We start from the raw sequence: 23,547 nt of genomic DNA, 5'->3' as shown, positions 1-23,547 counted from the left end.
TGGTTCCTCAGGGCCACGAAACATTCATAGCATAAGCCGATCGCCTTGCTGCGCATTATCTGAGTCTTATGGATGCTCTTGACAAGGCTCTCCTGAGTGCCGTTTATTGTGCCACGCTAGAGCCTTCAGTATCTGCGCGTGACAGGCTCAGGGCCCGGCTTCCGATTTCAGACGAAATTTACGAGTCCGGCATAAACCGCTTGATGGACCGGGGCTTGCTTGAAAAGACAGCAGAAAATATCGTCAGGCTCTCATTTCTCGGCCGAGATGCCATCCGGGTCGTTCTTGTCGGCGGGGTTTTTGACGTGATACACCCCGGACATATACATACCCTCAAGGCGGCCAAATCGGAGGGTGACGTTCTCGTGGTAATAGTAGCGAGAACATCAACAGCCCAGAAGATAAAGAAGGGCCGCAGGATCTTCCATGATGAAGCTTTGCGCAAGGAACTCGTCTCCTCGCTTGGCTTTGTCGACCTTGTTCTGGTGGGGAGAGAGGGTACCTTGTATGACAGCGTCGAATACGTCAGGCCCGATGTTATCGCTCTAGGCTATGACCAGGCTCACAGTGAAAAAGATGTCGCCGAGAACTGCAAGAAGCGCAGCATCCAAGTGCAGGTCTTGAGGCTCTCGACTCCGATGCCCGGCACAAAGAGTTCTGCCATCAAGGAAGAACTCGGTGAATCAATCTATGGCATCTGATAATCAGGCTGATTAGAATAGTATTTTTCAATCCGGCTGCCGGGGTTCTTAGGATTTAGCCGACTCGACGTATCTGGAATTGTCAATTAGCACCTGCACTCTGACAATGTCGCCGTTTTTTATTCCAGTGGACTCTTTGATGGAGACCGGTGCGACAACTTCTAGCATCGTGTCGTCGTAGTGGGTGCGCTCAAGTACTAGAACTGCAGCGTTTTGGATTGCGCCGTCGTTGATAATTGCCCTGTAGCACTTGACCCATCCATACGTCCTTGTCCCGTCCCTAAATCCGTCGACAAAGATTGACGGATACTTGCCGAGCTCCCTCCGTGCGTTCATGTAAATCTGATTCGAAAGCCGGACATTAAGTGTCCCCGGATACGGCTCATAGCCGAGCTTTTGCTTGAATTGCTGCCGGTAGCCCTCAAGTGACATGTAGTATGCGCCTTCGCCCATCCCAGAGACTACGGTTCCTTCAAAATCAACAGAGCCCGGCTGGGATTCGAGAGCAGAGCGCAAAGCCGTGTACAGGTTCTGGATTTCTGCAAAGCCCTTCTCCGTTATCCTGACTGCAAACTTTTGCCCTCGTTTTGATCTCTCAACGTAGCCGGAATTCTCAAGCTCAAGGAGATGCTTCGAGGCAGCCTGCTGCGACTTGCCAATCGAGTCTCCAAGCTCCGTCGTGGTTACCTCGACAAAATTGTATCGGGCCCCCTTGGAGAGCAGCTGCATGAGGGTGATTACGTGCTGCAGCTTTATCTCTACCATTGTCGTACTGCCGTCTCTGTTGCATGGGGACGCAAAGCCATCCTTTCCTGTCGGAAAACTCTAGCTAGTTGCTGATCCCGATGTCGCCAAAAGTCCTAATCTGAAGCTCGGCTGGTTTTTTCAGCTCTGCCGTCCTGTGGCCTACTACATACTGGATTCCCGCCTTGTCGGCAGCGTCGACTAGCCTCTGGGTGACTATGCCGTCCAGCACAAGCATCTTGGCTCCCTCTGCAGTGTCCAGCCTCTTTATGACTTCGGAAACCGGAACCTTTAACAGCTGGTGCATAGATCCGTCAAGGATTATGGCCTCAAGCGTTTCGTTTATCTGCGGATATACGTCGCGAATCGCGCTGACGATTTCAGGGCTGTCGTTGCTTGCAGGACTTGGGGCGGATGGCTGCGGCGGCGGGCTTGGAGCCTGCGGCGTCTGTTCTTCTTCCTGATGGCGCCTATAGTCGTCACGCTCCCTTCGCTGCGACCTCCTCGGGCCGCCCGATGATCCGTTGTCCCGGTCTTCCCGCTCGCGCATAACAGGCGGTTGTTCCATCGGAACCATCGCGTCCTTTAGAATGTCGGTTATCTCCATCGGCGTGCACTCTTCGACCTCTCTTCCGGTAGGAGCCCTGAGCACCTTGTCTATCTTTACGACCCCATGTAGCTCCTTGAGGATTAGGTCGCCGGCCCTGTCGCCGTCAAGAAATGCAATTACCTTCTTGCCGTCAGTAAGCTTTGTGACAGTCTCGTCAATCTTGGCGCCTTCAATGGCGATTGCATTGTCAAAGCCTGCCCTCAAGAGGTTAATCACATCAGCCCTACCCTCCACCAGAATTATCCAGTCCGAGTCAAACACTCCTGTCCCGCATGCCAGCTGAGCCTTTCCAAAAGAAGTGAGCTTACCCGGCTTGCTTGCATCATAGACGTCCTTGAGCATCTCTTCGCCTTCGCTGATTGTCTTTGTCGCCCATTCCTGGACTATTTTCTTGGCCCTGTCGACAATTACCTTCTTCTTGATGGCCCTGATGTCGTCAATGCCGACAAGGTTGAACTTGGCCTGAAAGGGGCCGACCTTGTCGATGCTCTCAATCGCCGCTGCTATCAGCGCGGCAGTTGAAATGTCTGTGCTCATGGGAATCAGGGCGTCGCCCCTTGCCATACTTCCTTTGGTGTCTACGTTTACTTCAATTCTTCCAACTTTGGAAACCTTTTGAAGTTCGTTTAGATTCATTTCTGGACCGAGAAGCCCTTCGGTTTGACCAAAAATAGCACCGATAATATCGGCCTTCTCGACCATCCCGTCAACCTCAAACTTTAACTTAACGTGATACTTGACGATACCTGTGCTAGGCACTTTTCATAACCTCTAACTGAATTCCTTTATAAAGTCACTTTCGGTTGCTTGAATATAAGTGCTTTGTAAAGACCGCAATGTTCTCAGGTATAAAAGTAAAGATCCTTGCGCGTACCTGTAATGCCCGAAATTTTTGGTGCAAATATCGCTAAATCTTCAACGTGCCTTATCTTCCCATTGGTGATCCTTGCCAGTTCCCGCTTGTACGACAGGCTTACGCTCCCGTTGCGTGACTGAAGCTGTGCGATCAGCCTTGAAGTGAGGTGCTTGCCCGTCCTGTCCATGTCAAGAAGCAATATTATCTTGCAGCGGGAGCCGTCGTGGTTGTCGACAAAGTCTGCCACCCCCTTGAAGCGGTGAAATATTGCTGGCACGCCCTTGAACCCGACGCTGCATAGCGCCTGGGCATCACGCTTCCCCTCGACCACGACAACCGACCCGCGATCGCATTCCTGGTTGAGCAGATCAATAAAGCTTCTGATGCGTTCAATGGTGTTGTCTGAGTCGATGCTCGACTGGTACCCCATCGGCCGGTCTTAGATGAGTCGCAAGAACAATTTAACATTTTCCTACCCAAAACGCAGTTAAACGGGGTTACTGAAGGTTCGGCGTAATGGAAGGCAAGGACATTCTGTCCATCCAAAATGTCGCATGCGAGACGCTGGGGACACTTGATCAATTGCTATCCAGTGACGGCTACGCGATCGAAAATATTCTTGCCGGCGAGGACAGTGTTCCGGTTGATGCCTTCGGCTACCGGGCAGTAATTATCCTCGGAGGGCCCATGGCAGTCTATGACAGATTGGACACTATCGAGCGTGAGATGACACTGGTGCGGAGCGCCGTGAAACAGTACATCCCTGTGTTGGGTGTCTGTCTTGGGTCGCAGATAATCGCCCAGTCAATGGGGGGCCGGGTTTACAAGGGCGTTAAGAAGGAAATCGGCTGGGGTGCCGTGACGATTACAGAGCAAGGCCAGGCTGGACTTTTCAGGGGCATGGGGGATTCCCTGGGCGTCTTTCACTGGCACGGGGACACATTTGACCTGCCGCCAGGCAGCAGGATCCTAGCTCGCTCGGACCACTACGTACAGGCATTCCAGTTATCAAGCGCAGTCGGCATCCAATTCCACCTTGAAGTAAGCCCCGACATGATAAGAAGGTGGGCTCATGAGTATCGAGGCGAAGTGTACTCGGAGGGAATTGGCGAAGAGTATTTGCTTGGTAGCCCGCTTCTTGCAGATCAACTCTCAAGATCCTGTCGGGCATTTTACGAGAATTTTGCAACTGACTTCCTTAGAATGGACTCTCGAGCTAGATGATCGTTCTCTTGAGTCATTGTGGCAAACCTCGCCAACCGATCGTGCTCCGATAATGAATAATCATTGCAACATGATACATAATGATGTGAAATTTTTGCAAGTCTGCTACCATACCTTTAAAAAGCACTCAACAAGCTTTCCACCTGAAAACAAGCTATGGCTAATGAGAAGGCACAAAAGATCTTTGACGACGTTTTCTCTGCAAGAGAAAAAGTAATCACTGAAGAGCTTGCTAAACAGGTTTTGACCGAATACGGGGTCAAGGTCCCCAAGTACGCGCTGGTAAAGTCTGAATCAGAGGCTGCTCAAAAGTCCAAAGACGTGGGTTTTCCACTTGTTGCCAAGATAGTCTCGACCGAGATCCTTCACAAGACAGATGTCAAGGGCGTCAAGGTCGGGCTCAAGACTGAGCAGGAAGTCAAGGATGTGTTTAACGAAATGTACGGGAGGCTTTCAAAACAGTTCAAGGTCAAAGGCGTTTTGCTTGAAAACATGGTTGCTCCCGGAATTGAGCTTATAGTCGGACTTCAAAACGATCCGCAATTCGGCCCTGTTATCATGGCCGGAATGGGTGGAATATATACTGAGATTTTCAAAGACGTGGCGTTTAGAGTACTTCCGATCACAAAGCAGGACGCCCTTGAACTGATTGGCGAACTGAAGGGCAAAAAAGTCCTTCAGGGCTTTAGAGGAGGCCCGAACGTCAACTTGGACATGCTTGCAAACGCGCTGGTAAGCATTGGTAACCTGGGAACCGACATGGCGCAATACTACGAAAGCATTGACTTTAATCCTGTGATAGTTTATGAAAATGACTACGCCGTAGTCGACGCAAAGATCCTGCTAAGGGAAAAGCCGGACCTTCAGGTCATCTCGAAAGCCCAGCCGGATTCCGAATACATGGACACATTCTTCAACGCCGAGTCCATCGCTCTTATCGGCGCATCTCCGGAAGCAGGAAAGGTGGGCAACTCTGTCCTGGAGAGCCTAGTCAAACACGATTACAAGGGTAAGGTGTACCCAGTCAACGCAAAAGGGTATCCGGAAATCATGGGAATAAAGGCGTACAAGAGCCTTGACGAAATTCCAAGCAGGGTTGACGTAGTTGTCGTAACGGTTGACCTGAAATTCGTACCGGACCTGCTCAAGTCAGCCGCACAGAAAGGCATTCACAACTTTGTGATAATCTCCGGCGGTGGAAAGGAACTCGGAGGCGAGCGCGCCGATATCGAAGCGCAGATTAAGGACCTTTCAAGGCAGCTTAGGATCAGAATAATCGGTCCAAACTGCATCGGAATGTTCAACGGAGACAACCGGCTGGACTGTGCATTTCAGGGCCACGCAAGGATGCTCCGCCCGAAGAGCGGCAACGTGGCCTTCCTTTCACAGAGTGGCACAGTCGGAATCGCTTTCATGGAAAGCTCCGACTCGTTTGGCATGAGCAAAATGATATCATACGGTAACAGGTCAGACGTCGACGAGGCCGACATGATCTGGTACCTGGGGCAGGACCCGAAAACGAAGGTTATCGGCCTGTACGTGGAGGGCCTTGGAGATGGACGCAAGTTCATGAATACCGCAAAGCGCATAATCAAGGACAAGCAGAAGCCGATCGTCGTTTTTAAGAACGGAAGAACTACCAGGGGCGCAAAGCAAGCCCAGTCTCACACTGGCTCGCTTGGGGGCTCTTATGGCGTAGTCAAGGGCGCGCTGGATCAAGCAGGGATCATCTCTGTTGACAATTACGAGGAGCTTACAAGCGCTCTCAAGGCTCTGAACTGGCAGCCGGTTCCTGCGGGTAGCAGGGTGGCGCTTGTCACGAACGGTGCCGGCCCTATCATCGCAGCCATTGACAACTTTGAAAGGCTCGGCCTTCAGGTTGCCGAAATTTCCGAGCAGACCAAAAAGTCCCTCAAAGATCATTACCCGCCGACGTATGTCATCGGCAATCCCTGCGACATTACGGGCTCCGCGAACGCCGACGACTACAGGTTCGCGATCCAGGCGTTTATGGACGACCCTAATGTCGACATTATAATGCCCTGGTTTGTTTTCCAGGACGACCCCCTTGAGGAGACGATAGTCGACGTCCTAGCTTCGTTCCAAAAACAGCAGAAAAAGCCGATCCTAGTCGGAGCAATGGGCGGCCCGTTCACGAAAAACATCTCACTCAGAATAGAACAGGCAAACGTTCCGGTGTACCATTCCGTAATTGAATGGGTCACGGCGGCTGGCGCGCTGGCAAAGTGGGCCCAGGTAAGCAAGAGTTCAAAGTAGAGCTCGCGCCCCTTCCTTTCATTTTGAAGTACTGGATTCGTGTCGGGTTTTGGATAGTATTTTCTGTACAGCGTGATTAGAAAACAAACCCCACAAAGCATGATTTTCACTTCATGATCCAAATTGGTTTAAATTGGCAAGCGCGCAAGATTCAACGTCTTGATTGGTCATGAAGATGTCACCACAAGGCGATCTTTTGGTCTGCTATTTGTCGGAGTCGCTATAGGTGTTACTGCAGGGGCCGCAATAGGCGAAGTGGCAATTTTGCTGCATTTTCCACTTTATTCAATAATTCTGATTTGGGTCGCATCATTTGCGGTGACGTTTGGCGCGATAATGCCGCGTTTTCGCAAAGCCATTCCAGCCATTCGGGCCAGGATGAAAAACAGTATTGCTTGGCCAACACCCGTGAAGGCGATAAACGGACTGTGCTGGGCTGCCCCGTTTGCACTGATTGGAGTCTTTCCTCACTACTATCAGTACCTGATTCTGCTCGGCATCGGACTAGGGAACCTGTCTACTTATGTCTTCATGAGAAGGTACAGCAAGCTGGACAATAAGGAGCAGCTTATAGTCTCCGTAATCGCACTTGCAGGCATCCCAGCAGCCCTTGCTATTGACAGTTCGTCTTTTGTTGCCAGCCAGGACGTTGCAGTAATGCTTTCAAGGCTCCTGATTGCCGCTGCGTATGCTGCAGGCGGTATTTACGCGCTTGCAGGAAGCAGCCCGCGGGAGGTCCCAGCAAGTGGCGTGGAACGCTGAACTATCGCATCGCTAGCGGGAGCGCGACGACGCCCGTGTCATTCGGCTTAGCATCAGTTAACTGACACGCAGTTACACGAGGTCTAGGACTTCTGTCTGCGACTGCCTCTTTGGCCTGGTTCTGTTGGCCTCTTCAGGCAAGAATTCCTTAATGCCTGCATACAGTTCTAGGAATCGGTAGCCCTTGGGGGTGGTTCGATACACTCTGTCCGGGCCATACTCAAGCAGGCTGCTGTGAATCAGTATTGACAGGTAGTCCATTAGCTGTGCATAGGATAGGAACGCCTTGTACATGACCTTCTTTTTCGTGGACCCGCCGGCGGCTGCGTCGAGGATTTGCGCCACAATGTCAGTCCGACTTCTGTAATTCATGCAGTTCCGGGCGCAGGCGACTCTAAATACACTTGTGGTGTCGAGTACCGATTGATTCGCCGAAAAAAACCGCCCTAAGACCATTATGTTGGCGCATTGCTCAATTTCATGATAAATGACCTCGCCACGCGAGCTTTCTGCTTTAGTTATGGACAAATGCCTCTCGTGTCAATGCATCCTCCAGACGCTCAGTACGGCATAACCGATCACCGTATCAAGTTCTTCGCTGTGCGCAGTGCAGGCCCCGGAAACCGGACGCTCTTTATGCTTCAAAGCAGGAAGCGCGTATTCGCTTTAACCTTTCGCCTTTTTCATTACACCGAATTGTTGGTCGCCTTTTTGCTAGGATTGAATTGAGACCAAAAGTCAGAAGGAATTATTCGCACTCCTCAATAGTCATTGGCTCACCAGACTATGTATTGTCGGAGGAACTCGACCGAAAGGAAGCGAAGAGAAAGAGGCGGAGAGCCACGTGGGCATACATCTTGGGCCTGTTTGCCGTGGTATTTTTGTGGCGCTCGATTTGGAACTGGGCCGATATGTATCTGTCTAACATCGGGGGTTTCGTTATAGGCATAATTCTAGTAGCCGCCGTCGCATACCTGCAGCGCGACCACGTCAGAGACATATTCTGAGCTCTGTGCTCTCGCGCCTGGCTAGAGATTTGCTATTACCTTTTCCTTGAGTTTCTGATAGTCGTCCTCTGTTATGAGGCCGGTTTGCCTCAGACGTGAGATGCTCTCTAGTTGGCTGATGCTGTCCTTTGGTCTTTCGGGCTGCAAGGCAAGCGTCTGTGCAGGCTTCATTTTACGCTGGGCGACTAGCAGGAATAACACTATCCCGGTTGGAATGTACATCAGAATCGAAAGCAGGAAAAATGGCTGATCGCTATTGGAAATTTTCAATGGAATATTGGTCAGAATCCCCACTTGGAACGTCGCAATTAGGAACAAAACAGGGAGAGTCAGCGACCAGACCATCAGCGTAAAATACTTGCTTATGCGCCCTGTAGCCTTGGAAGTCAATCCCAGTCCGAATATAACCAGTGCCAGGCCTAGAAAAAATACACTAAGGGCGGTGTACGCGGCCTGCGTGGCAAATCTGGCCGAGCTCGATGAAATGTCCTTAGAGGCAGCCAAATCCGACGTAGTCAAATTCTTAATATTTGCAAGTTCTACTTGGTTCTGTTTTTCGGCTGATCGCAATTCCTGAAGAACTGCCGTGGTATTCTGCTGGGCGTAAGCAGCGGACCCTGAAGGCGATCCATGACCAACGCCGGATGCGCACAAAATCAGGGAGATCATTATTGTGATAGTTAATACCGGTGTTTTTTGGATAATTGCGGTCCGGACCATATCCAATCCAAGATTGATCGCTTGCAGTAAATGCGTTGCTAAACACTCCAATCTGCCAAGCCGCAACAGCGGATGGGTTATTTCTAGGCCATTTGCTCCTCACTTTACGATTTTTTTCAGTCTAATGGTGCAGGCGAAATCAATTTGGTAAATGAATAAGCAAATCGAATCCTCATTGACATTGTTATATCCTGATAGTCTTCTTGGGCATTAGAATTCCATTTTGGCGCGAAAAGCATCGCCCGAACCATTCTCTTCGGCGGTTCACTTTTTCAAAAGATCCTCTGAGCGCCTATTTGCCTCCTTTGACAAGGACCAACTAAGCAAGATCCTCAACACAACAACAACTGACAGTATCAACAGGTCGTTTAATGTAGGGACAAGAACTATCTTCAAAAGGTCGCTTCCGACCTGAAAGTCCAGAGCCAGGAGCAGGCCCCCTGCAAGACGGAATCTGATCGTGTCGCTATCCTCAGCCCCTTTCTTAGAGAGCAAATTAATTTTGATGTATCCTATCAGCGCAAGTGCAGTCGATACCGCGATGATAAATGCAGCCGCCAAGTCTATGCCGACTGTAATGTAATTAATGATTGATTCTGCAGCTGCTGACATTGGATTGTTTGAATCGGAAGGTGTCGACCCTGACAATTAGATTGGGATAATACAACTGAAAGAGGGTTAATGGATTGAGTATGATTTTGCTCTGCGAGGTGGGGCGAAAAAGGTTCATGTCTGCCAGCACAATCCCGGATCAGGTAGCCGACATCGGTCTGCGAGTTGCAGCAACTATCATGATGTCATGCTATGTATGATTTTATCGACTTCAGCGTCGCGTTTAGTGCTCTCCGGAGCGCGGGCGCTCTCTGCCAATAATCTCATTATCTCCTCGAACGGCTCGGTAAATTCAAGCCGGCGCTTCGGATCCCGCACGAGGTCACTCACGCGCTTTAGGAACCTGCTACTGATAGTTTTGATCTCGTCGTTGCTTAGATTGAAGAGTTCTCCCGTGGTCAAAAGCACGCGGCCACGCCTCATCATTTCCTCGCCGTCCTGCGCAGATACCAAACCGTCCGCGATAAGCGACTCGACTGCAAATAATATCTTCATCCTGTTGATGGAAACCTTGGCGTCAGTAATGCCTTCTGAAATCAGTGTTCTGAGAGACGACCGGGTAAAATCCGTCGTTTTGCCGAATGTCGCAGTCGAGCTGTCGCGCCTGTCAATGCGCCAGACCTTCGACAAGTTGCCCTTACCGTCTATTATGTCCCGATAGGTCGCAAACCTAAACTGTCCTCCGGTACGTGCAATGCTCTTGGCCTCAATCTTTAGTATCTCTTCAACCTCCTTGGACAGGCCTCGAGATCTTGCCAGATCGACTAGCTTCAAAGCCAAAGTTACGTAATCGTTCCGAAGGTATGCCATCATCTCGTCTATCAGGGTTCTGTCGTGGAAAAGTATGTCATTCTCGCGATTGTCGATCAGGTCTTTGTCCACGGGGATGTCTTTCGCGTATGAGGGATGCAGATTGACGATGTAGACTTCTAATTCGGGCAGCTTTACTAGGGCGGAGGAGCCTTCATTACCTTTGTTGATTTTTCCGTGTTCAAGCCAGAATTTGCGATGGGCTACCAGCATCTCGCGGAGGGGGGTATTGCTCACGTAGCCGCCATCCCAGAGCTCGCGATCTGTCCCGCTCACAACATCATAAATTCTTGGATGATTAAGTGAATATTTTCCAAGCGCACTTGCAAGGACCTGATCCGGACCTATGCCATCGTAATAAACCACGTGACGGTTATCCGTCGCGCCGTACTCCGAATACCATCGTCCGCTCTCTCGGCTCGATTCATCCTTGCCGGGAAGCTGATTGCCATCAAAGGCGGGATGTAGTTTTTCGTAGCTGTCAAAGACGACCGCCGTCGTGTAGTCCTGTACGTCGACGCTTGTAAGGAGCAGTCTTGGCTGTCCTTTTTCAAAACTCGTCTTTATCGGAAAATCAACAAACTCTGCCAGGTATTTCCTCAAGGGGGTGTAGTCATACCGCCACCAGGGCAGAAAATCCGCAAACGGGTTAAGAAACTTTGAACCCCATTCAGGCACAGGTCGGTACATCTTTGGCACGCCCATTGTGGTAAAGGAAAATTCAAAGATTGACCAGAATCTCCTCGCCGACTCTGCGTCTGCGATATTCGGATTTGCAGAATGGAGATAATCCCACCAGCTGCTTACTGCAGGGTTATGACCAATAGCGGCATCCGCAAACGTGGGTGTCGACAGACCGTCCCAGAACTCAAGAAGTTTTTCCGCGGATCCCTCCCAACTTTTCCCGTTTCGCAGGTAGTGGCCCACGAGCACTGAGGAATTTATCGCGCCTATCGAGGTGCCTGCAACAATGTCGAACACCGGGCCATCGGGGTTTTTGCGCAAAGCGTGCTTGAAGATTTCCTGGTATGTGCCGGCTTCGTAAGCGCCAAGAGCACCGCCCCCTTGAAGGACCAGCGCATTGTGAACGTCCGTCGTCTTTCTCGTCATGCCGCTGCTGTCGCTCCTCCCGTTTGCCGGGCCTGCTGGAATTTGAGGGCTCTCTGCCTAAACCGGATTACAAGTAACGCCTGGACGACTGCCACTATAAGAGCTGTTAGAAATATGTAGTAAAATGAAGTTGGACTGGGATAATATTCAGTATGTCCTGCTATTTCGTACGGTACCACGAATAGTGACATGAAGGTTCCGGCTATCACGGGACCTATGGCTCCGCCGATAACCCGGAGGTCGGTCGTTGTCGATGTAATCAGACCTGTGAACTCTAGTGGGTTTGACATTACCATGGTAATGCTTGCAGCTGTAATTATGAGCGTAAAGCCTATGCCGAGGAGTGTAAGCGCAAAAAGCGTCTGTATGAATGTGCCATGAAAGAAAAACAAAAGTGCTACTGAGGTGACGCTTATTGCAACTCCTGGAAGTAGCAGACGCAGAGGGCTGTGTCTGGTTGAATACATCCCTGAAAATAAACCAAAGACAATAACCATGGCCGCATATGGAATCTGGACAAGACCGGACGCTGAGACCGGAAGTCCAAATCCGGAGGGAGAAGGCGCAGTAGCGAGTGTTGGGGTGGCCTGGAAGATAATATACTCCAGAATGCCAGCAAAAAGGAAAATCAGATTACCAACAATCATCAACCTAGTGAACATCACCTTGGGGTTGATTAGCGGGTTAGGCGTACGCCTCTCTAGTATAAAGAACGCAGCGATTGATGCGATCCCGAGCCCCAAGAATCCAATAAACAGGGCGGTAGTTGTTGGGATGGTTCCTGCAAAAGTGATTGCCAAGAGAAACGATGCGAGTGAAACGCCGAGCGCAATTGTATTTAGTATAGGTATGCCTATTTTCTTTTTCTCCGGAACCGCGGTTTGAAGGGGAGCGTCATTTGGTTTGTTTCCAAGGCTCTCATCGGCGCGGTTAACTTGTGTAGCAACGACCTCCGCCTTTTTGCCCCGGTGTCTTCCAATGTATCTCCATGCAATCAGCAGCAGTGCCAATGCTATTGGGGTTGCCAAATAGAAGACATAGCGCCAGCCAAGCGAGCCCACAATTTCCGCGCCAAAGAGAAGTCCGAGTACCATTCCGCCTGAAAATGAGGCTGTGATAAGGCTTGCACCAAGAGGGAATTTCTCCTTGGGAAACTGTTCTCGGACGATTTTCATAGCCAAGGGGGTATTGGCCACTGCCACACCCTGAATCACCCTGCATACAAGGAGCGTATAAAAGTCATGGGTAAAACCTGCAAGCGCAGTCCCTACAACGAAACATGACATCTCTACCAAAAGCATTTTTCTCGCGCCAACCAAATCGGCTAAGCGCCCGATTATGATGGTCATGACGGCGCCAGAAACCATGTAGGCGGTTAGTGCCCATGACGCAAGAGTGTATGAAATGTTAAACTCGCTGACGAAAAGAGGCAGTGCAGGTGAAAGCGAGGTGTGTACAAAGAGGACAAGAAGCACGCCGGCGCAAAGAAAGATGCACGTTCTCCAGGCATATCCGGGCACTTTGGGAGTCTCTAGAGCTGTCTTGTCGCCGCTTTTCTTGCCAGATGAGCCAAACATGCTAGTTAGTCTCTCCTCTGACTGGGGCCCGGAAGGAAATCACGCGGTTGGCTTGCAGCTATTGGATTTAAGGACTGCGAACCCTTTTGCATAGGGCGCCTTATTCCCTATTCTGATAGTAGAGGACTCTTGATTCCGTGTCTTTGCAGCGGTTCGTCTACATCGACTGTGCAAAACGGGCAATCAGCCTCATTGTCCTTCCCAAAGTGATCCGTTCGAGATTCGATTAGTTCTGCTGGCCGTTCTGATGTGCATCTGAGTGCTTACAAAGAATGCCAGGCGTTTCTCGCCCGGATTTTGTCATGCTGCAAACAACATCGTACGAGTCAATGACAAATTGAATTGTTTTCACTCACGAAAGTTCGCGTCTCAAAATAGGCATTGCAATTTTTGACGAATAATGAGAAATTAATTAGACCATATTGCTCCGAACCTGATATTTGCAATGATAAAGTCGCAACTTTGTGAAGAGGAGCAGCGCATACAAGGTGCCGATGGGCCGCTTGGTTGCGGGGTATGAAAATAACCGGGATATCATTTCTAGTTTTATCCGAAATTCAAGCGAGTCAATATGCCTGGTCGCGGACAAATACCATCCAGAAATTGAACTGCGACTAGGATGGCTAAAACATGAAACTGACGAGGCTCGGAAAAGAGGAACCAGGATCTACCAGATAGTGGATGTCACCTGGGCAAATCTGAGATACTGCGAATCCTTGGCCAGCAGGATTGATGAATTGCGTCACTTGACGGGTTTGAGGGCCTTCTTTGGAGTTTCCGATAAGAGCTTTCTTGGGATGGTTTTGTCGATTTCCTCCGGAGACGCAGCTCGAGTCCAGTTTCTAGACACCAACCTGCAGGACATTATCGACCTAAAGCAATTGGTTTTTGACACCCTCTGGAACAAAGCAGAGCCCGCTCAGTCCAGGTTCTACGAGCTAAAATTCGGCGAAAGGATCAAAGGCACGACAAAGGAAAAGATAGGAGAATACATCGATCGGTTCTACCGCTGCAGCGATTGCAATGCAGTTTTTGTTTTTTTGTCAGAAATTCGGGAGCACGGCGAAAGCTCGGGCCATTCCGGCTACAGGGAGTATCCTCTTTCCTGATTCACCTCGCGCGCAAGGTTTTGTAGTAGACCTGCTTGATTTTTCCTTGAACCTATGGAGATTTTTTCTCAAGGTAATCATAGACCTTTCTGACAATCTCTTCCCCGCGAAACGAGCGCTGCATCCTGATAAAGAGGGTCTTCTCCGTGCCTCTGACGTAGGCAGGAAAAAACGCAATGTCTGAAGTCTCAAAGCAAAGAATCAGAAATCTCAGCTTTCCGAAAAAATCTTCGTTTGTTCTAGCGATACTCAACATGATATCGGGCTGTGCGAATAATATCTTTAGTCTCTCCTCGCCTGCTGGAGGGTCTCCTACCTTTGAGAACCTGGCAGCCAGCTGCCTATTTTCAATCACGCCGGCAGCAATAATGTATTCATGAAGATTTGCTATTTCCTTGCAAATCTCCTGCTCTGTCTTTTCGCCCAAGTTGAGTGCATTATACGAAGCTGAGTCGCTTATCAAAGTTAAGACGAGCAAAACTAGTGGATTGTTTTGCCACTAGTTGCAGACTGACGTCCAATTTGGCCTGCGGTGTGTCTTCGCAGGGTTTCCAGACAACCCGTGCAGGGTCGCAAAACCCGTCGAGTAGCAACAAGTTGGTATCTGGATTCCAAAGCTTCAGGGGTTATTGAGTTCCTGCAAAATCTGGGTTAACCTTCAGTGCCAATCCTTATCTTGAATACCTCTTAGACTGCTACGTGATAGCTAGAGCTACTTCACAAAGAAAATCCCGTCTCCCGGCCCGCAACTTCCAGATAATAATTGCGAGCGCCGCCTTTGGAATATCTCTAATTGCTCTAACGCATGATGCCGTTTCTTCAGCCGGAGCGAGAATCCTCGTAGCAGGAGTACTGCTCTTGCTTGGCGTTGAACAAGTAATTTCTGGCAAGTACCTTTTCCGGCGCTCCGGATTCAGGCGGACTGGACTTGGATTCACTATAATCGGCTGCGCGCTCGTCGCACTGGTTTTTGGTGAACCCGCTACTGCCTCGGTGGTTTGGCTAACGGCCTTGGCACTAGCGGCCATTGGATTCTCAAGCGTCATATCTGCGGTTTGGGCAAGCAATATCCGGGGCCAGTTTAAGGAATATTCAGAAGCAAGGCTAGCCCGAATTGGAGCGGGCGCTCTTTCAATAGCAGTTTCAATAGCGCTATTTGCGCAGCCAGTACTTGGACTAATAATGACGGATTCTGTGATCGAATTTGCACTTGTCATCTGCAGCCTCAGCGTTATCGTGACAGGGATTCTGGGCCAGCCCCGTTCAATTACTTGTTTTGCGCCTAAAGTACTGGGTGCTTCAGCGTGAAAACCAAGGTGACATCCTGCTAATGAGCAATCTGCTGGCAGAGCCCGAACACCGCTGGCTTCGAATCGGCCAGCTTGCCGTTGGAGCTGCCTGTATAGCTTTCTCAATTCTCATTGCTTTTTCGCCACAGCTTGGAACGTATGCGGTCCTAGTGTTCGCCGGCACCGCATTTATGGTCCTTGGCGCCGAAAGGATAGCAGCAGGGATAACGTCAAAGAATGACAGAAAATCCACCAGAGTCATCAATGTCGCGATCGGGGCAGGCATCCTGGGCTGGATGCTTTCTGGATTCTTCTTCCCCATTGCCATTGCAAAATACTTTGTTTTGTTCCTTGGGTTTGGACTTATCGCCAACGGCGTATTGAGAATAATCGCCGGCCTACGGCACGCAGAATCGGATTCTAAAAAGTATTCGGCGCTGATTTCAGGCGTCCTCAGTATTTCTGTCGGCGTAATCGCGCTGGCCTTCCCGCTCATTGGCTTTGCCCTGCTTCTGATCATTATTTCGGTGGCCCTTGCTGTCAGCGGCATTCAGCTAATAATCATCGCGCTCAGGGGAAGGAAGGGTGCCAAACATGTCTACTCCGAAAGCAATCCAAGGGCATACTCTCAACCTGAGGTCCGAGGCAGGCTTTCGCCAAGCGGAATATGGAAGAATGGAACCTGGTTCTGCGACGAGCAGGGCAGGTTCGTGCTATTTAGGGGAGTCAACTTTGCCTCAAGGAGCAAGCTTCCGCCCTATCTTCCGATTGCTCCCTTGGAAGTCACGAGCCTGTCCAAGCTCGAACTGGATAAGGAGATTGCTGCGGTAAGAGAAGAGCTTGACCATTTGAAGGAATTTGGTTTTAACATTGTAAGATTGCTGATCTCCTGGAAAGCCATAGAGCCGCGTCCCAATTCCGATTCTGCTGAACTGTTGCCTGAAGGGCGGAATTACCTGATGTCTGTCAAGAGAATTATTGACGAGCTGTATGCCCGAAATCTGTACGTCATCCTTGATTTCCACCAGGATATAGCCCATGAAGTGTACGGTGGCGATGGTTTTCCGGACTGGGCTATTGCCATCGACGAGGATCACGAGAAGCCGACTCAGGCGGGAATGAAGGACAAGAAATGGCTGCTCAAGTATGCAGTCAACAAGTCTGTCAAGAATACCCTGAGCTCGTTTTGGAGAAACGACCTGACAAACAAGGAGGCCGGGATCGAGCACTTTCCCGTCAGAACACACTTGGAAACTACGATAGGCCAGGTGGAAAAATTCTTTCATTCTCTGAATGATGGCCGCGGACACCCTGCAATTCTCGGAATAGAGCCATTCAACGAGCCACATCCGGTCGGCCTGCCAAAGGAAAAATTCGAAGAGTCTTACCTGGTTGAGTATTACCGCAACGTCAACACAGAGCTTGCAAAGTACGGACCAGATGTATTTCTCTTCATGGAACCTCGAGTGGACTGGACTGTATCAAAAAGCGAGGAGCAGGGGCTGCTTGGTTCGGGACCCTTTACGGTAAAGAGTTCATTTCACACCGACTTGGTGAAAAACGTTCTTGTAGAAGGAAGCGTGGAAGCGAAGCAAATACGCACCTACCTGCCAAGGGACATCGCATCGATTTCCACGTTCAGGCGAAACGGCGTACTCTCGTTCCACTACTATGACCCGATGGCCGTGGCCAGCTCATTCGTCCGAATACCTGAAAGTATGTACACATACAGAAGGCAGTGGCCGGCCATTTTTGATCAAATGATAAGCTCTGCGACCGAGCGGGACCTCATTCCGTTTCTGACGGAATTCGGCGGATACCAAGAGGCAGAGGAAGTCCGGGACTACATCGACCTGCTATTTGAACAGATAGAGTCTCACTTGCTAAACGCCACTTACTGGAATTACGACCTGTACTCCACGGCTGACGGAAAAGACAACTGGAACCTTGAAGACTATTCGGTGCTCGGCCCAAAGAGGCAGCTGCGCAATGTAGACGTGATTGCCAGACCATACCCCATGAGAAGCTCCGCAGAACCGAGATTCCTCTTTTTTGACGTCAAGTCAAAGTATGCGACAGTGGTCCTGCGCGGGCCGGTTCGTGATGCGCCAACAATCATGTACATACCATTCAACATTCACTACACTCCGCAATTTACTGTGTGGGGAACGGGCAAGGCCGTCAAATGGGACCGGAATAACCAGCTTCTTCACTGGATGCCGTCGAAAGAACTTGAGGAGAACCAGCTTGTCATAGGCAAGCAGAGCACACTTGCAGCAGACTCGCTGCCGGAAGCCGCAAGAAAGTCGGTAAGTCGGCTCTCGCTTCTGGGAACTTTTGCCTGAGCTCGCGAGAATAATCTATCTGCTATCGGTAGTGGATACCTTCCACTAGTCATTATATGGAGACCCTTCTGTCCACTTCAGAGATTTGGCATCTGCATCACGCAGAAGGGAATTTTCTACACATACAGTTCAGAAATATGGGGGATAGTGCCTATAGGGTGTGCCTATTCAGACGCCTGTTATGAAATAATGCGGCTAAATGCGTAAATGATCACGTCAAGGATCGGGATCAAGAATATGAAACAGGAAACGATAAAGTCTCCAAAATCCGCGAGAATTATTGACATTGTACTCGGCGCAATAACGCTGTCCCTTGGGGCGTTCGTTCTCGTCTACCCTACATTTGCAGCATCGCTTTTGATAGTATTCTTATCTATAGCATTGCTGTTCGCAGGACTTGAAGGACTTATTCTAGGCGCTGCAGCCAAGTCCTTATCGGGCAGCAGGAGAGCGCTCAGGGTCATTGCAGGGTTAATCGCGATCGGACTGTCGATAGCCGTGATTGCATTCCCGTTGGCAACGCTGGCAACTGCTGCTTGGCTTTTGTCATTGGCTTTCATGGTGATAGGCGCACTGTCGATCGCCAAAGGCGCTTCCGAGAAATTCATGGCCGGCTGGGCAAGGACGATGTACATCGTGACAGGTTGTATTGCTATCGGGCTGTCAATTCCAATGATTGTCTATCCTGGCGTGAGCCTGGTGACGCTCTGGGCACTGATGGCGACAATACTGATAGTAAATGGGACGGCATACATCATCGCCGGAATTACGGGGGCGGTGTATGTGCCGGTTGGAATGAACTCGCTTCGCAAGTCGCGAGACTGGGAATCTGAAGCCGCCTAGCCGCTATCAAGCTCTGGTCTCGACTGAGACCAGATGAAATTTCTTTTTCTTATTTCTGAAGTTTGCGCTTCAACCTGACATCGATTGAATACATTGCAAAAGTGCACAAGACCGCGACAGTTGGTAAGGTGATACTTGCGCCAAGTATTATTGCGCCGCGGTCCACAGGGATGATTTACCTAGCTGGCAATCCGAAGGCACAAGCTGTTGGGCGAATAGCACGTGTTTGGCAACAAGTTGACAGCAATCGGATGACTGGCCCCATGTATAAAGCAGGTCAAAAGGCTGATTAGTTTGATAGTAGATCGCATTTCTTTATAGTTATCCGTTGAAACCTTGGCACTATGATGTGCTTAGTCAGATTGGTTTTATACTTGTGCTTTTCAATACTTCGGCGTGACCAAGAATGACCTCTCCATTTCGCTAGAACAGTTAATTCGGGAAAACACCGCGCTCTTGAAAGAAAACAATAGGTTGCTCATGAGTATAGACGACAAACTGCGAAAGTTAGTCGTCAATACGTCTTCGCTACGTTGAGCACGACGTAGATTGCGTCGCGTGTTGTTCAGGAAACCTGAGCTTCCGCAGTAATTACCTTAACCAGTCCTAACTCCAAGGCTGGAGTAAGGCCATCTACTATGGTCCATGCCGTCTTTATCTTGTTTCCATCGAAATGGAATATCGTGACGCCGATTGTTTCAAATGTTTTGTGGCTGGCCGGAATGCCCCGAAAGTCCCTGTCGTGTGTTGCGCCGACTAAAAAGGCCGTAGCAACCCTGCCGTACTCCGTAATGGTTCCAACTACGGTATAGTGAATGTCTGAAAATACTTTCTGATCGGATGCAACCCACTCTTTGAAATTCTGAACGCCTTCAATGGTCTCCCCTCGTGCGTGATAGACAAAGTCAGACGCAACAAGGTTCGTAAGCATATCAAAATTGCCCTTGCCCAAAACTTCCGTGACGAATGCTACCGCATTTTCTTTCATCTCAGTGGTGGACATCATTCCACCGAGACGGATCTGATAAATTTAACAATTGTGCCTATGATTTCTGATAGATTCGGGGTTAGCTTTGTTAGAGAATTTCTAATTTACGTAATATTAAATACGAATATCGAAATACTATCATCATGGGATTACTAGGAGCAGCTGTCGTAGGCAGCGCGGTAGGCAAACGTTCGGCTAAAAAGCAGATGGAACAAATGCAGGCTCAACAAGCCCAACAGGCACAAATCCAACAGGCCCAGCAGCAGGCTGCTGCTGCACAGCAGCAGGCGGCACAGGCCCAGCAGGCAGCTCAGTCACAGCAAGCACCACAGACTCCAAAAAAAGATCCGATGCAAGAACTTCAAAAATTGGGCAGTCTGAAGCAACAGGGTCTGATATCTGAAGAGGAATTCGCCAAGTTAAAGGCGCAGATACTGGCGGGCAGTTAGGGGCGCCGCCCAATTCCCATTCAATTTGAAGTACGCGTCGGGCGGCCTCAAATGCCCTACATCCGCTTGGTACAAAGACACGTTCGATGATCCAAAAAGCGGTGGGACTCGGGCCGCGGTTGTTCGCGACTCTATAATTAACTTGATGCGTGCAGGCAGGTTCTCTGGCGCATTTTCCTGAAATATTCTTGGCAGCAAGCCACCTAAAATTTTGACCCTGTCTGCAGCGCATTCGGGCAGAACAATTTCCAGAATCGTCGCATTAGTACATTGAAAATGCAAAATCTGCCCCCCTTTTGTATCGATGCAGGTAAATACAAAATCAACATGTGCTGTGCATGACATCACTGTCTTATGAAACGACCATAAAAGCTCCCGTGGAAAAGGTCTTCGGATACTGCACGGACCCCGAAAACATCAAGGAAGCATGGCCACCAGATATCGTGACTTCTTCCCAACAATTATCCGGTGTAAAGGGTGAGAAGGGCTCCACGTTCAAGATACTGGGGCACTATGCTGGCAAAGATCAAGAAATGCGAATGATGGTGATTGAAAGGTGGCCAAACAGCAAATTCACGACAAGGCAGACTGAGGGACCTTTCAAGACATGGGAGAGCATCCAGGAATTTGAAGGGAACGAGAGCTCCACCCACATAAAGCACACCATTCACTATGAGCTTCCTCGAACAGGTAAACTATTGCGAATGGTAAGCCACAACGATGCCGATCGCAAAATAAGGCAGGCAATGGAAGACTATACTCAAACCGTAAAGCACAAACTGGAAGCTCATTAGGTCTTCCAATAAAAGGAAAAATATTTCAGGCGTGGGGTTGAATGCAACATTTGCATTCTGCTCAGAGCCTACCCCCCTGATCTTTTTATGCCGCCTACGCCCTCGCCAGTAATTCTGTCTTTAGCCTCTGAAATTCTTCTTCCGTCAATAAACCCTGCTTTTTGAGCTCACCGTACTCCTTCAGTTTCTCGGTAATGTCCACTTTTGCAGGCTGGCCTTGTTGAGCCGGCTGTGCACGTTGTTGTTGTAGCTGCTCTATTTGCCGCTGCTGCGCCTCAATCTGCTGCTGCGCCTGTTGCATCTGTTGCTCGTGTGCCTGGTCGCTCTGTTCAATTTGCTCTCCTGCTCGCCTTCTTGCTACTCCGGCTCCAATTGCTGCGGAAGCCCATCTTCCTCTCATACTACCGGAGTGACTGTCCCAAATTAATATGAGTTAAGAAGCAAGATTCATCACAAGGACGATGCCAAAAGCGGCCATGTCGATTTATGAAAGCGTCTTGTCATTTGGCCCGATGAATTTTTGTGGCGATGATTTTGCACATCCCACATTCTGAATACTGAAACTCTAACGAATTATGCGCTTGAGATACTCACCTTGCCTCTCACGGTGTCCGCATAGCGTTGCGACAGAGTCTTGAGGAAAACAAATGTTTCAGGGACAGAAATCGCTTCTGCAGCGCTCTGCAACTCATTTACTAGTCCCGCAACTTGACCGTCAGGCGAACAAGCGTTGGCCACAACAACGCTTCTGATCTGGTCAATACTGACTTTCTTCAGTTCACTGTAGGGGATATTGCCCACACCTGCCATGACAAAGACGTTAGGCATTTCGCATGAGATATCCTCTTCAATGTCTTCAAAATCATCTAGGATATCGAGTAGTGCCTGGTTGTACCAGAGAATCAGGGTTATGCTTTCATTAAAGTTTCGCAGCACGGCGCTTAAAACCGTCGAGTAGACAAGTGAAGCGTCCGATGATTTTGACAAAACAAAGTGCCTCAGCTCCGAGTAGGAAAAGGGCTGACTGGTAAGGACGCGCCTTTTTGCCGATTGTTCAAATTTCCAAAAGGCTGAAAACTGGTCCAATGAATATTCCAGACGGTCGGCCAAATAATTCATGCCCATTTCGGATTTTAGAAGGTGTTTGATCGAATCATGAATGCGCCTCGCGAGCACAACATATTGCTCGTTCGAGGTTTCATGGAACTTGTCTGACAGTATGATAAATCTTGTCAATAACTTTATCAACCTGTACGCCCCCAGCGACCGGTCTATGTTTTCGGTCTCGTAATAAGTGGCAAGAAAGTACGTCGGGTCGCTGGCGTTATGATCTAGGCGTTCCATATAATTGCCAGAACGTCTTTCGATCTCGACCAAACACCTGCCCACTTTGATAAATTGGTTTATGAAATGAAAAGTATCGGTCGAAGAATCTATCTTGCGTATTGCCCTACAAAGCATCTGCAACCGCAGCAATTCTTTACCACCCGCATCATAACTAGCATTCATCGATTGATAACTGCACGCCGCATCAAAAAGAGTTGCGAAGCCATCCTTCCAATTCAAGCGCGTTACGAGTCGCCGGGACTGATTCTGTACTATTCTTTTTGCGTGCTTCTTAAATACAAAACATGTGGCGCTAGACATTATGACAAAGGGACATGCAGGCTCTTACCTTCTTATCGCCGCTGGAGTTGGTGGCATGGTAGTCGCACTTATCGTAGGCATCCTAGTCTGGCGGGCCATCCTGAGATAATAGAGCCAAGCTAAGACGCGGCAATGTTCTACTTCTGCTAGATAGGCCTTCTACGAGGTTTTTTTACGGAAACTCCATGACTTCGCATGCATGCGTCAGGCATTTGCATTCTTGAAATGTTAAAATTTCATTCCTCCTTCTTCTTCCCCACGCGTCACGTCGCATGCTCGAACAAATGATAAGCAATGCTTAATGGTAAAAAGCAAGATCGGTCTGCATGTCGCAGGCACAAAATAAGCAACAAGCTCGAAAATTTGTCGAAGAAGTATTCAATGAAAGAAAGACAGAGGCTGCAAAGAACTATGTGACGCCGGATATAGTTTACCATGGGGTTGGGGAGGAGGTCCGTACCCTGGATGGCCTGAAAAGGTGGGTTTCGGAGGACCTGAACGCGTTTCCAGACATGAAAATTACAGTGTTGGACGAATTCGGGGAGGAAAACAAAGTCGCGCTAAGATGGCAGCTCAAAGCCACACATGAAAAGGACTTTGCAGGTCTTCCAGCAACGCACAGAAAGTTTGCGGCTGAAGGCGTCGACATATTTCAGTTCGACGGCGACAAGATAAAGGAAGCATGGACTGTCTCTGACCTGTCAGTACTCTTCTAGCGGCTAATAGTGCTTTTATCACTGGCCTAATGCCCGAGCCTATTGGTTATCGATAGAATAATTCTGGTTCGTCTTAACATGCATGTTTGCGGCTCTCTATGACCTGTGAGATCTAATACTCCTAGCCAAAAGCTGCTCCGTGCGCAATTGTTTCGCATTGAATCAAGATTTGGTAGCTTTGACGTAATTCTTTCACGTCTATGGCTTTCTGCTGGCTCATTCCTTAATTCTAGCTTTCTGTATAGCTTATTCCTCCTGCGCCGGCGGTGCTGGCCCTGGCCCTGTGGCGGTTTATCAGGTCAGCTACAGTCACCATCCCACCGATTGCAAGCCCGATGGCGCCCGCAAAGGCCATGA

Annotated in this window: 25 protein-coding genes; 13 read left to right on the top strand and 12 right to left on the bottom strand. The window is 49.5% G+C overall.

From position 1 onward, the window contains the following. Positions 1 to 68 precede the first annotated feature (68 nt). Positions 69 to 701 (top strand): adenylyltransferase/cytidyltransferase family protein, encoded by a 633-nt coding sequence (locus tag ABI361_06805; protein ID MEO9320365.1) that lies wholly within the window; start codon positions 69 to 71, stop codon positions 699 to 701. Between the two features lie 48 nt (positions 702 to 749). Here the strand turns inward: ABI361_06805 and ABI361_06800 are convergent, their stop codons facing one another. The 3 genes from ABI361_06800 to ABI361_06790 all read right to left on the bottom strand — a co-directional run bounded on the left by ABI361_06800 (position 750) and on the right by ABI361_06790 (position 3,341). Then, a complete protein-coding gene (locus ABI361_06800; GenBank protein ID MEO9320364.1) occupies positions 750 to 1,466 on the bottom strand; it encodes a DUF120 domain-containing protein in 717 nt (238 codons plus the stop codon). A 64-nt stretch (positions 1,467 to 1,530) separates the two neighbouring features. Continuing rightward, positions 1,531 to 2,814 carry a DNA primase DnaG gene (dnaG, locus tag ABI361_06795; GenBank protein ID MEO9320363.1) on the bottom strand — a complete coding sequence of 428 codons (1,284 nt, stop codon included), beginning with the start codon at positions 2,812 to 2,814 and terminating at the stop codon, positions 1,531 to 1,533. A gap of 83 nt (positions 2,815 to 2,897) precedes the next feature. Continuing rightward, complete coding sequence (locus ABI361_06790) at positions 2,898 to 3,341, bottom strand: topoisomerase (protein ID MEO9320362.1); 444 nt, start codon at positions 3,339 to 3,341, stop codon at positions 2,898 to 2,900. 86 nt (positions 3,342 to 3,427) lie between these two features. Between ABI361_06790 and ABI361_06785 the strand changes: the two genes are divergently transcribed. From ABI361_06785 to ABI361_06775, 3 genes are all read left to right on the top strand, one after another. After that, on the top strand, positions 3,428 to 4,135 hold the full coding sequence (locus ABI361_06785) for a gamma-glutamyl-gamma-aminobutyrate hydrolase family protein (GenBank protein ID MEO9320361.1): 708 nt from the start codon (positions 3,428 to 3,430) through the stop codon (positions 4,133 to 4,135). A gap of 156 nt (positions 4,136 to 4,291) precedes the next feature. After that, positions 4,292 to 6,412, top strand: coding sequence for a 3-hydroxypropionate--CoA ligase (locus tag ABI361_06780; GenBank protein ID MEO9320360.1), 2,121 nt, complete (start codon positions 4,292 to 4,294; stop codon positions 6,410 to 6,412). A gap of 159 nt (positions 6,413 to 6,571) precedes the next feature. Continuing rightward, positions 6,572 to 7,174, top strand: coding sequence for a hypothetical protein (locus ABI361_06775; protein MEO9320359.1), 603 nt, complete (start codon positions 6,572 to 6,574; stop codon positions 7,172 to 7,174). Positions 7,175 to 7,246: 72 nt separating this feature from the next. On the opposite strand, the gene ABI361_06770 is transcribed toward ABI361_06775, so the two are convergent. Next, positions 7,247 to 7,546, bottom strand: coding sequence for a winged helix-turn-helix domain-containing protein (locus tag ABI361_06770; GenBank protein ID MEO9320358.1), 300 nt, complete (start codon positions 7,544 to 7,546; stop codon positions 7,247 to 7,249). Positions 7,547 to 7,899: 353 nt separating this feature from the next. Here ABI361_06770 and ABI361_06765 point away from each other — a divergent pair, with 353 nt between their 5' ends. Further along, positions 7,900 to 8,181: a hypothetical protein gene (locus ABI361_06765; GenBank protein MEO9320357.1), complete on the top strand. Its 282-nt coding sequence runs from the start codon at positions 7,900 to 7,902 to the stop codon at positions 8,179 to 8,181. A 21-nt stretch (positions 8,182 to 8,202) separates the two neighbouring features. Here the strand turns inward: ABI361_06765 and ABI361_06760 are convergent, their stop codons facing one another. From ABI361_06760 to ABI361_06745, 4 genes are all read right to left on the bottom strand, one after another. Beyond that, positions 8,203 to 8,901, bottom strand: coding sequence for a hypothetical protein (locus ABI361_06760; protein ID MEO9320356.1), 699 nt, complete (start codon positions 8,899 to 8,901; stop codon positions 8,203 to 8,205). A gap of 264 nt (positions 8,902 to 9,165) precedes the next feature. Continuing rightward, positions 9,166 to 9,513: a DUF1622 domain-containing protein gene (locus ABI361_06755; protein MEO9320355.1), complete on the bottom strand. Its 348-nt coding sequence runs from the start codon at positions 9,511 to 9,513 to the stop codon at positions 9,166 to 9,168. Positions 9,514 to 9,690: 177 nt separating this feature from the next. Further along, positions 9,691 to 11,433 carry a patatin-like phospholipase family protein gene (locus ABI361_06750; protein ID MEO9320354.1) on the bottom strand — a complete coding sequence of 581 codons (1,743 nt, stop codon included), beginning with the start codon at positions 11,431 to 11,433 and terminating at the stop codon, positions 9,691 to 9,693. Next, positions 11,430 to 13,010: an MFS transporter gene (locus ABI361_06745; protein MEO9320353.1), complete on the bottom strand. Its 1,581-nt coding sequence runs from the start codon at positions 13,008 to 13,010 to the stop codon at positions 11,430 to 11,432. Before ABI361_06745 ends, ABI361_06750 begins: the two co-directional genes overlap by 4 nt. 464 nt (positions 13,011 to 13,474) lie before the next feature. On the opposite strand from ABI361_06745, the gene ABI361_06740 reads away from it, so the two are divergent. Then, positions 13,475 to 14,119 carry a hypothetical protein gene (locus ABI361_06740; GenBank protein ID MEO9320352.1) on the top strand — a complete coding sequence of 215 codons (645 nt, stop codon included), beginning with the start codon at positions 13,475 to 13,477 and terminating at the stop codon, positions 14,117 to 14,119. Between the two features lie 52 nt (positions 14,120 to 14,171). Here the strand turns inward: ABI361_06740 and ABI361_06735 are convergent, their stop codons facing one another. Next, positions 14,172 to 14,546, bottom strand: coding sequence for a hypothetical protein (locus ABI361_06735; protein ID MEO9320351.1), 375 nt, complete (start codon positions 14,544 to 14,546; stop codon positions 14,172 to 14,174). Positions 14,547 to 14,818: 272 nt separating this feature from the next. Here ABI361_06735 and ABI361_06730 point away from each other — a divergent pair, with 272 nt between their 5' ends. The 4 genes from ABI361_06730 (at position 14,819) to ABI361_06715 (ending at position 19,133) form a co-directional block, all read left to right on the top strand. Continuing rightward, positions 14,819 to 15,427 carry a hypothetical protein gene (locus tag ABI361_06730; GenBank protein ID MEO9320350.1) on the top strand — a complete coding sequence of 203 codons (609 nt, stop codon included), beginning with the start codon at positions 14,819 to 14,821 and terminating at the stop codon, positions 15,425 to 15,427. A gap of 22 nt (positions 15,428 to 15,449) precedes the next feature. Further along, a complete protein-coding gene (locus ABI361_06725; GenBank protein ID MEO9320349.1) occupies positions 15,450 to 17,753 on the top strand; it encodes a cellulase family glycosylhydrolase in 2,304 nt (767 codons plus the stop codon). 207 nt (positions 17,754 to 17,960) lie between these two features. Next, positions 17,961 to 18,596, top strand: a complete 636-nt coding sequence (locus tag ABI361_06720) for a DUF308 domain-containing protein (protein ID MEO9320348.1) — start codon at positions 17,961 to 17,963, stop codon at positions 18,594 to 18,596. Between the two features lie 396 nt (positions 18,597 to 18,992). Continuing rightward, entirely contained in the window at positions 18,993 to 19,133 is a 141-nt protein-coding gene (locus tag ABI361_06715) for a hypothetical protein (GenBank protein ID MEO9320347.1), read from the top strand. A 28-nt stretch (positions 19,134 to 19,161) separates the two neighbouring features. On the opposite strand, the gene ABI361_06710 is transcribed toward ABI361_06715, so the two are convergent. Beyond that, positions 19,162 to 19,599: an ester cyclase gene (locus ABI361_06710; GenBank protein ID MEO9320346.1), complete on the bottom strand. Its 438-nt coding sequence runs from the start codon at positions 19,597 to 19,599 to the stop codon at positions 19,162 to 19,164. Between the two features lie 128 nt (positions 19,600 to 19,727). On the opposite strand from ABI361_06710, the gene ABI361_06705 reads away from it, so the two are divergent. Together ABI361_06705 and ABI361_06700 are read left to right on the top strand one after the other, a co-directional pair. Then, a complete protein-coding gene (locus tag ABI361_06705) occupies positions 19,728 to 20,033 on the top strand; it encodes an SHOCT domain-containing protein (protein ID MEO9320345.1) in 306 nt (101 codons plus the stop codon). A gap of 338 nt (positions 20,034 to 20,371) precedes the next feature. Then, complete coding sequence (locus tag ABI361_06700) at positions 20,372 to 20,827, top strand: SRPBCC family protein (GenBank protein MEO9320344.1); 456 nt, start codon at positions 20,372 to 20,374, stop codon at positions 20,825 to 20,827. A 94-nt stretch (positions 20,828 to 20,921) separates the two neighbouring features. Here the strand turns inward: ABI361_06700 and ABI361_06695 are convergent, their stop codons facing one another. Beyond that, positions 20,922 to 21,227 carry an SHOCT domain-containing protein gene (locus ABI361_06695; GenBank protein MEO9320343.1) on the bottom strand — a complete coding sequence of 102 codons (306 nt, stop codon included), beginning with the start codon at positions 21,225 to 21,227 and terminating at the stop codon, positions 20,922 to 20,924. A 173-nt stretch (positions 21,228 to 21,400) separates the two neighbouring features. After that, the gene (locus ABI361_06690; GenBank protein MEO9320342.1) at positions 21,401 to 22,204 is read right to left on the bottom strand and encodes a hypothetical protein; all 804 of its coding nucleotides are present in this window, start codon (positions 22,202 to 22,204) and stop codon (positions 21,401 to 21,403) included. A 596-nt stretch (positions 22,205 to 22,800) separates the two neighbouring features. Here ABI361_06690 and ABI361_06685 point away from each other — a divergent pair. Then, positions 22,801 to 23,190, top strand: coding sequence for an ester cyclase (locus ABI361_06685; GenBank protein MEO9320341.1), 390 nt, complete (start codon positions 22,801 to 22,803; stop codon positions 23,188 to 23,190). Positions 23,191 to 23,547 lie beyond the last annotated feature (357 nt).

The organism is Nitrososphaera sp., from assembly GCA_039938515.1.
In the GTDB taxonomy this organism is placed as follows: Archaea; Thermoproteota; Nitrososphaeria; order Nitrososphaerales; family Nitrososphaeraceae; genus Nitrososphaera.
The sequence above is the reverse complement of the archived record's forward strand: the minus strand, read 5'-3'. Positions and strand labels throughout refer to the sequence as shown.

Excerpts from the sequence above, each read along its gene's own strand:
- ABI361_06805 (MEO9320365.1), top strand. The coding sequence starts at position 69 with ATGGATGCTCTTGACAAGGCTCTCCTGAGTGCCGTTTATTGTGCCACG.
- ABI361_06800 (MEO9320364.1), bottom strand. The coding sequence starts at position 1,466 with ATGGTAGAGATAAAGCTGCAGCACGTAATCACCCTCATGCAGCTGCTC.
- ABI361_06790 (MEO9320362.1), bottom strand. The coding sequence starts at position 3,341 with ATGGGGTACCAGTCGAGCATCGACTCAGACAACACCATTGAACGCATC.
- ABI361_06785 (MEO9320361.1), top strand. The coding sequence starts at position 3,428 with ATGGAAGGCAAGGACATTCTGTCCATCCAAAATGTCGCATGCGAGACG.
- ABI361_06780 (MEO9320360.1), top strand. The coding sequence starts at position 4,292 with ATGGCTAATGAGAAGGCACAAAAGATCTTTGACGACGTTTTCTCTGCA.
- ABI361_06770 (MEO9320358.1), bottom strand. The coding sequence starts at position 7,546 with ATGAATTACAGAAGTCGGACTGACATTGTGGCGCAAATCCTCGACGCA.
- ABI361_06760 (MEO9320356.1), bottom strand. The coding sequence starts at position 8,901 with ATGGTCCGGACCGCAATTATCCAAAAAACACCGGTATTAACTATCACA.
- ABI361_06755 (MEO9320355.1), bottom strand. The coding sequence starts at position 9,513 with ATGTCAGCAGCTGCAGAATCAATCATTAATTACATTACAGTCGGCATA.
- ABI361_06750 (MEO9320354.1), bottom strand. The coding sequence starts at position 11,433 with ATGACGAGAAAGACGACGGACGTTCACAATGCGCTGGTCCTTCAAGGG.
- ABI361_06745 (MEO9320353.1), bottom strand. The coding sequence starts at position 13,010 with ATGTTTGGCTCATCTGGCAAGAAAAGCGGCGACAAGACAGCTCTAGAG.
- ABI361_06725 (MEO9320349.1), top strand. The coding sequence starts at position 15,450 with ATGAGCAATCTGCTGGCAGAGCCCGAACACCGCTGGCTTCGAATCGGC.
- ABI361_06720 (MEO9320348.1), top strand. The coding sequence starts at position 17,961 with ATGATCACGTCAAGGATCGGGATCAAGAATATGAAACAGGAAACGATA.
- ABI361_06710 (MEO9320346.1), bottom strand. The coding sequence starts at position 19,599 with ATGTCCACCACTGAGATGAAAGAAAATGCGGTAGCATTCGTCACGGAA.
- ABI361_06705 (MEO9320345.1), top strand. The coding sequence starts at position 19,728 with ATGGGATTACTAGGAGCAGCTGTCGTAGGCAGCGCGGTAGGCAAACGT.
- ABI361_06700 (MEO9320344.1), top strand. The coding sequence starts at position 20,372 with ATGACATCACTGTCTTATGAAACGACCATAAAAGCTCCCGTGGAAAAG.
- ABI361_06695 (MEO9320343.1), bottom strand. The coding sequence starts at position 21,227 with ATGAGAGGAAGATGGGCTTCCGCAGCAATTGGAGCCGGAGTAGCAAGA.
- ABI361_06685 (MEO9320341.1), top strand. The coding sequence starts at position 22,801 with ATGTCGCAGGCACAAAATAAGCAACAAGCTCGAAAATTTGTCGAAGAA.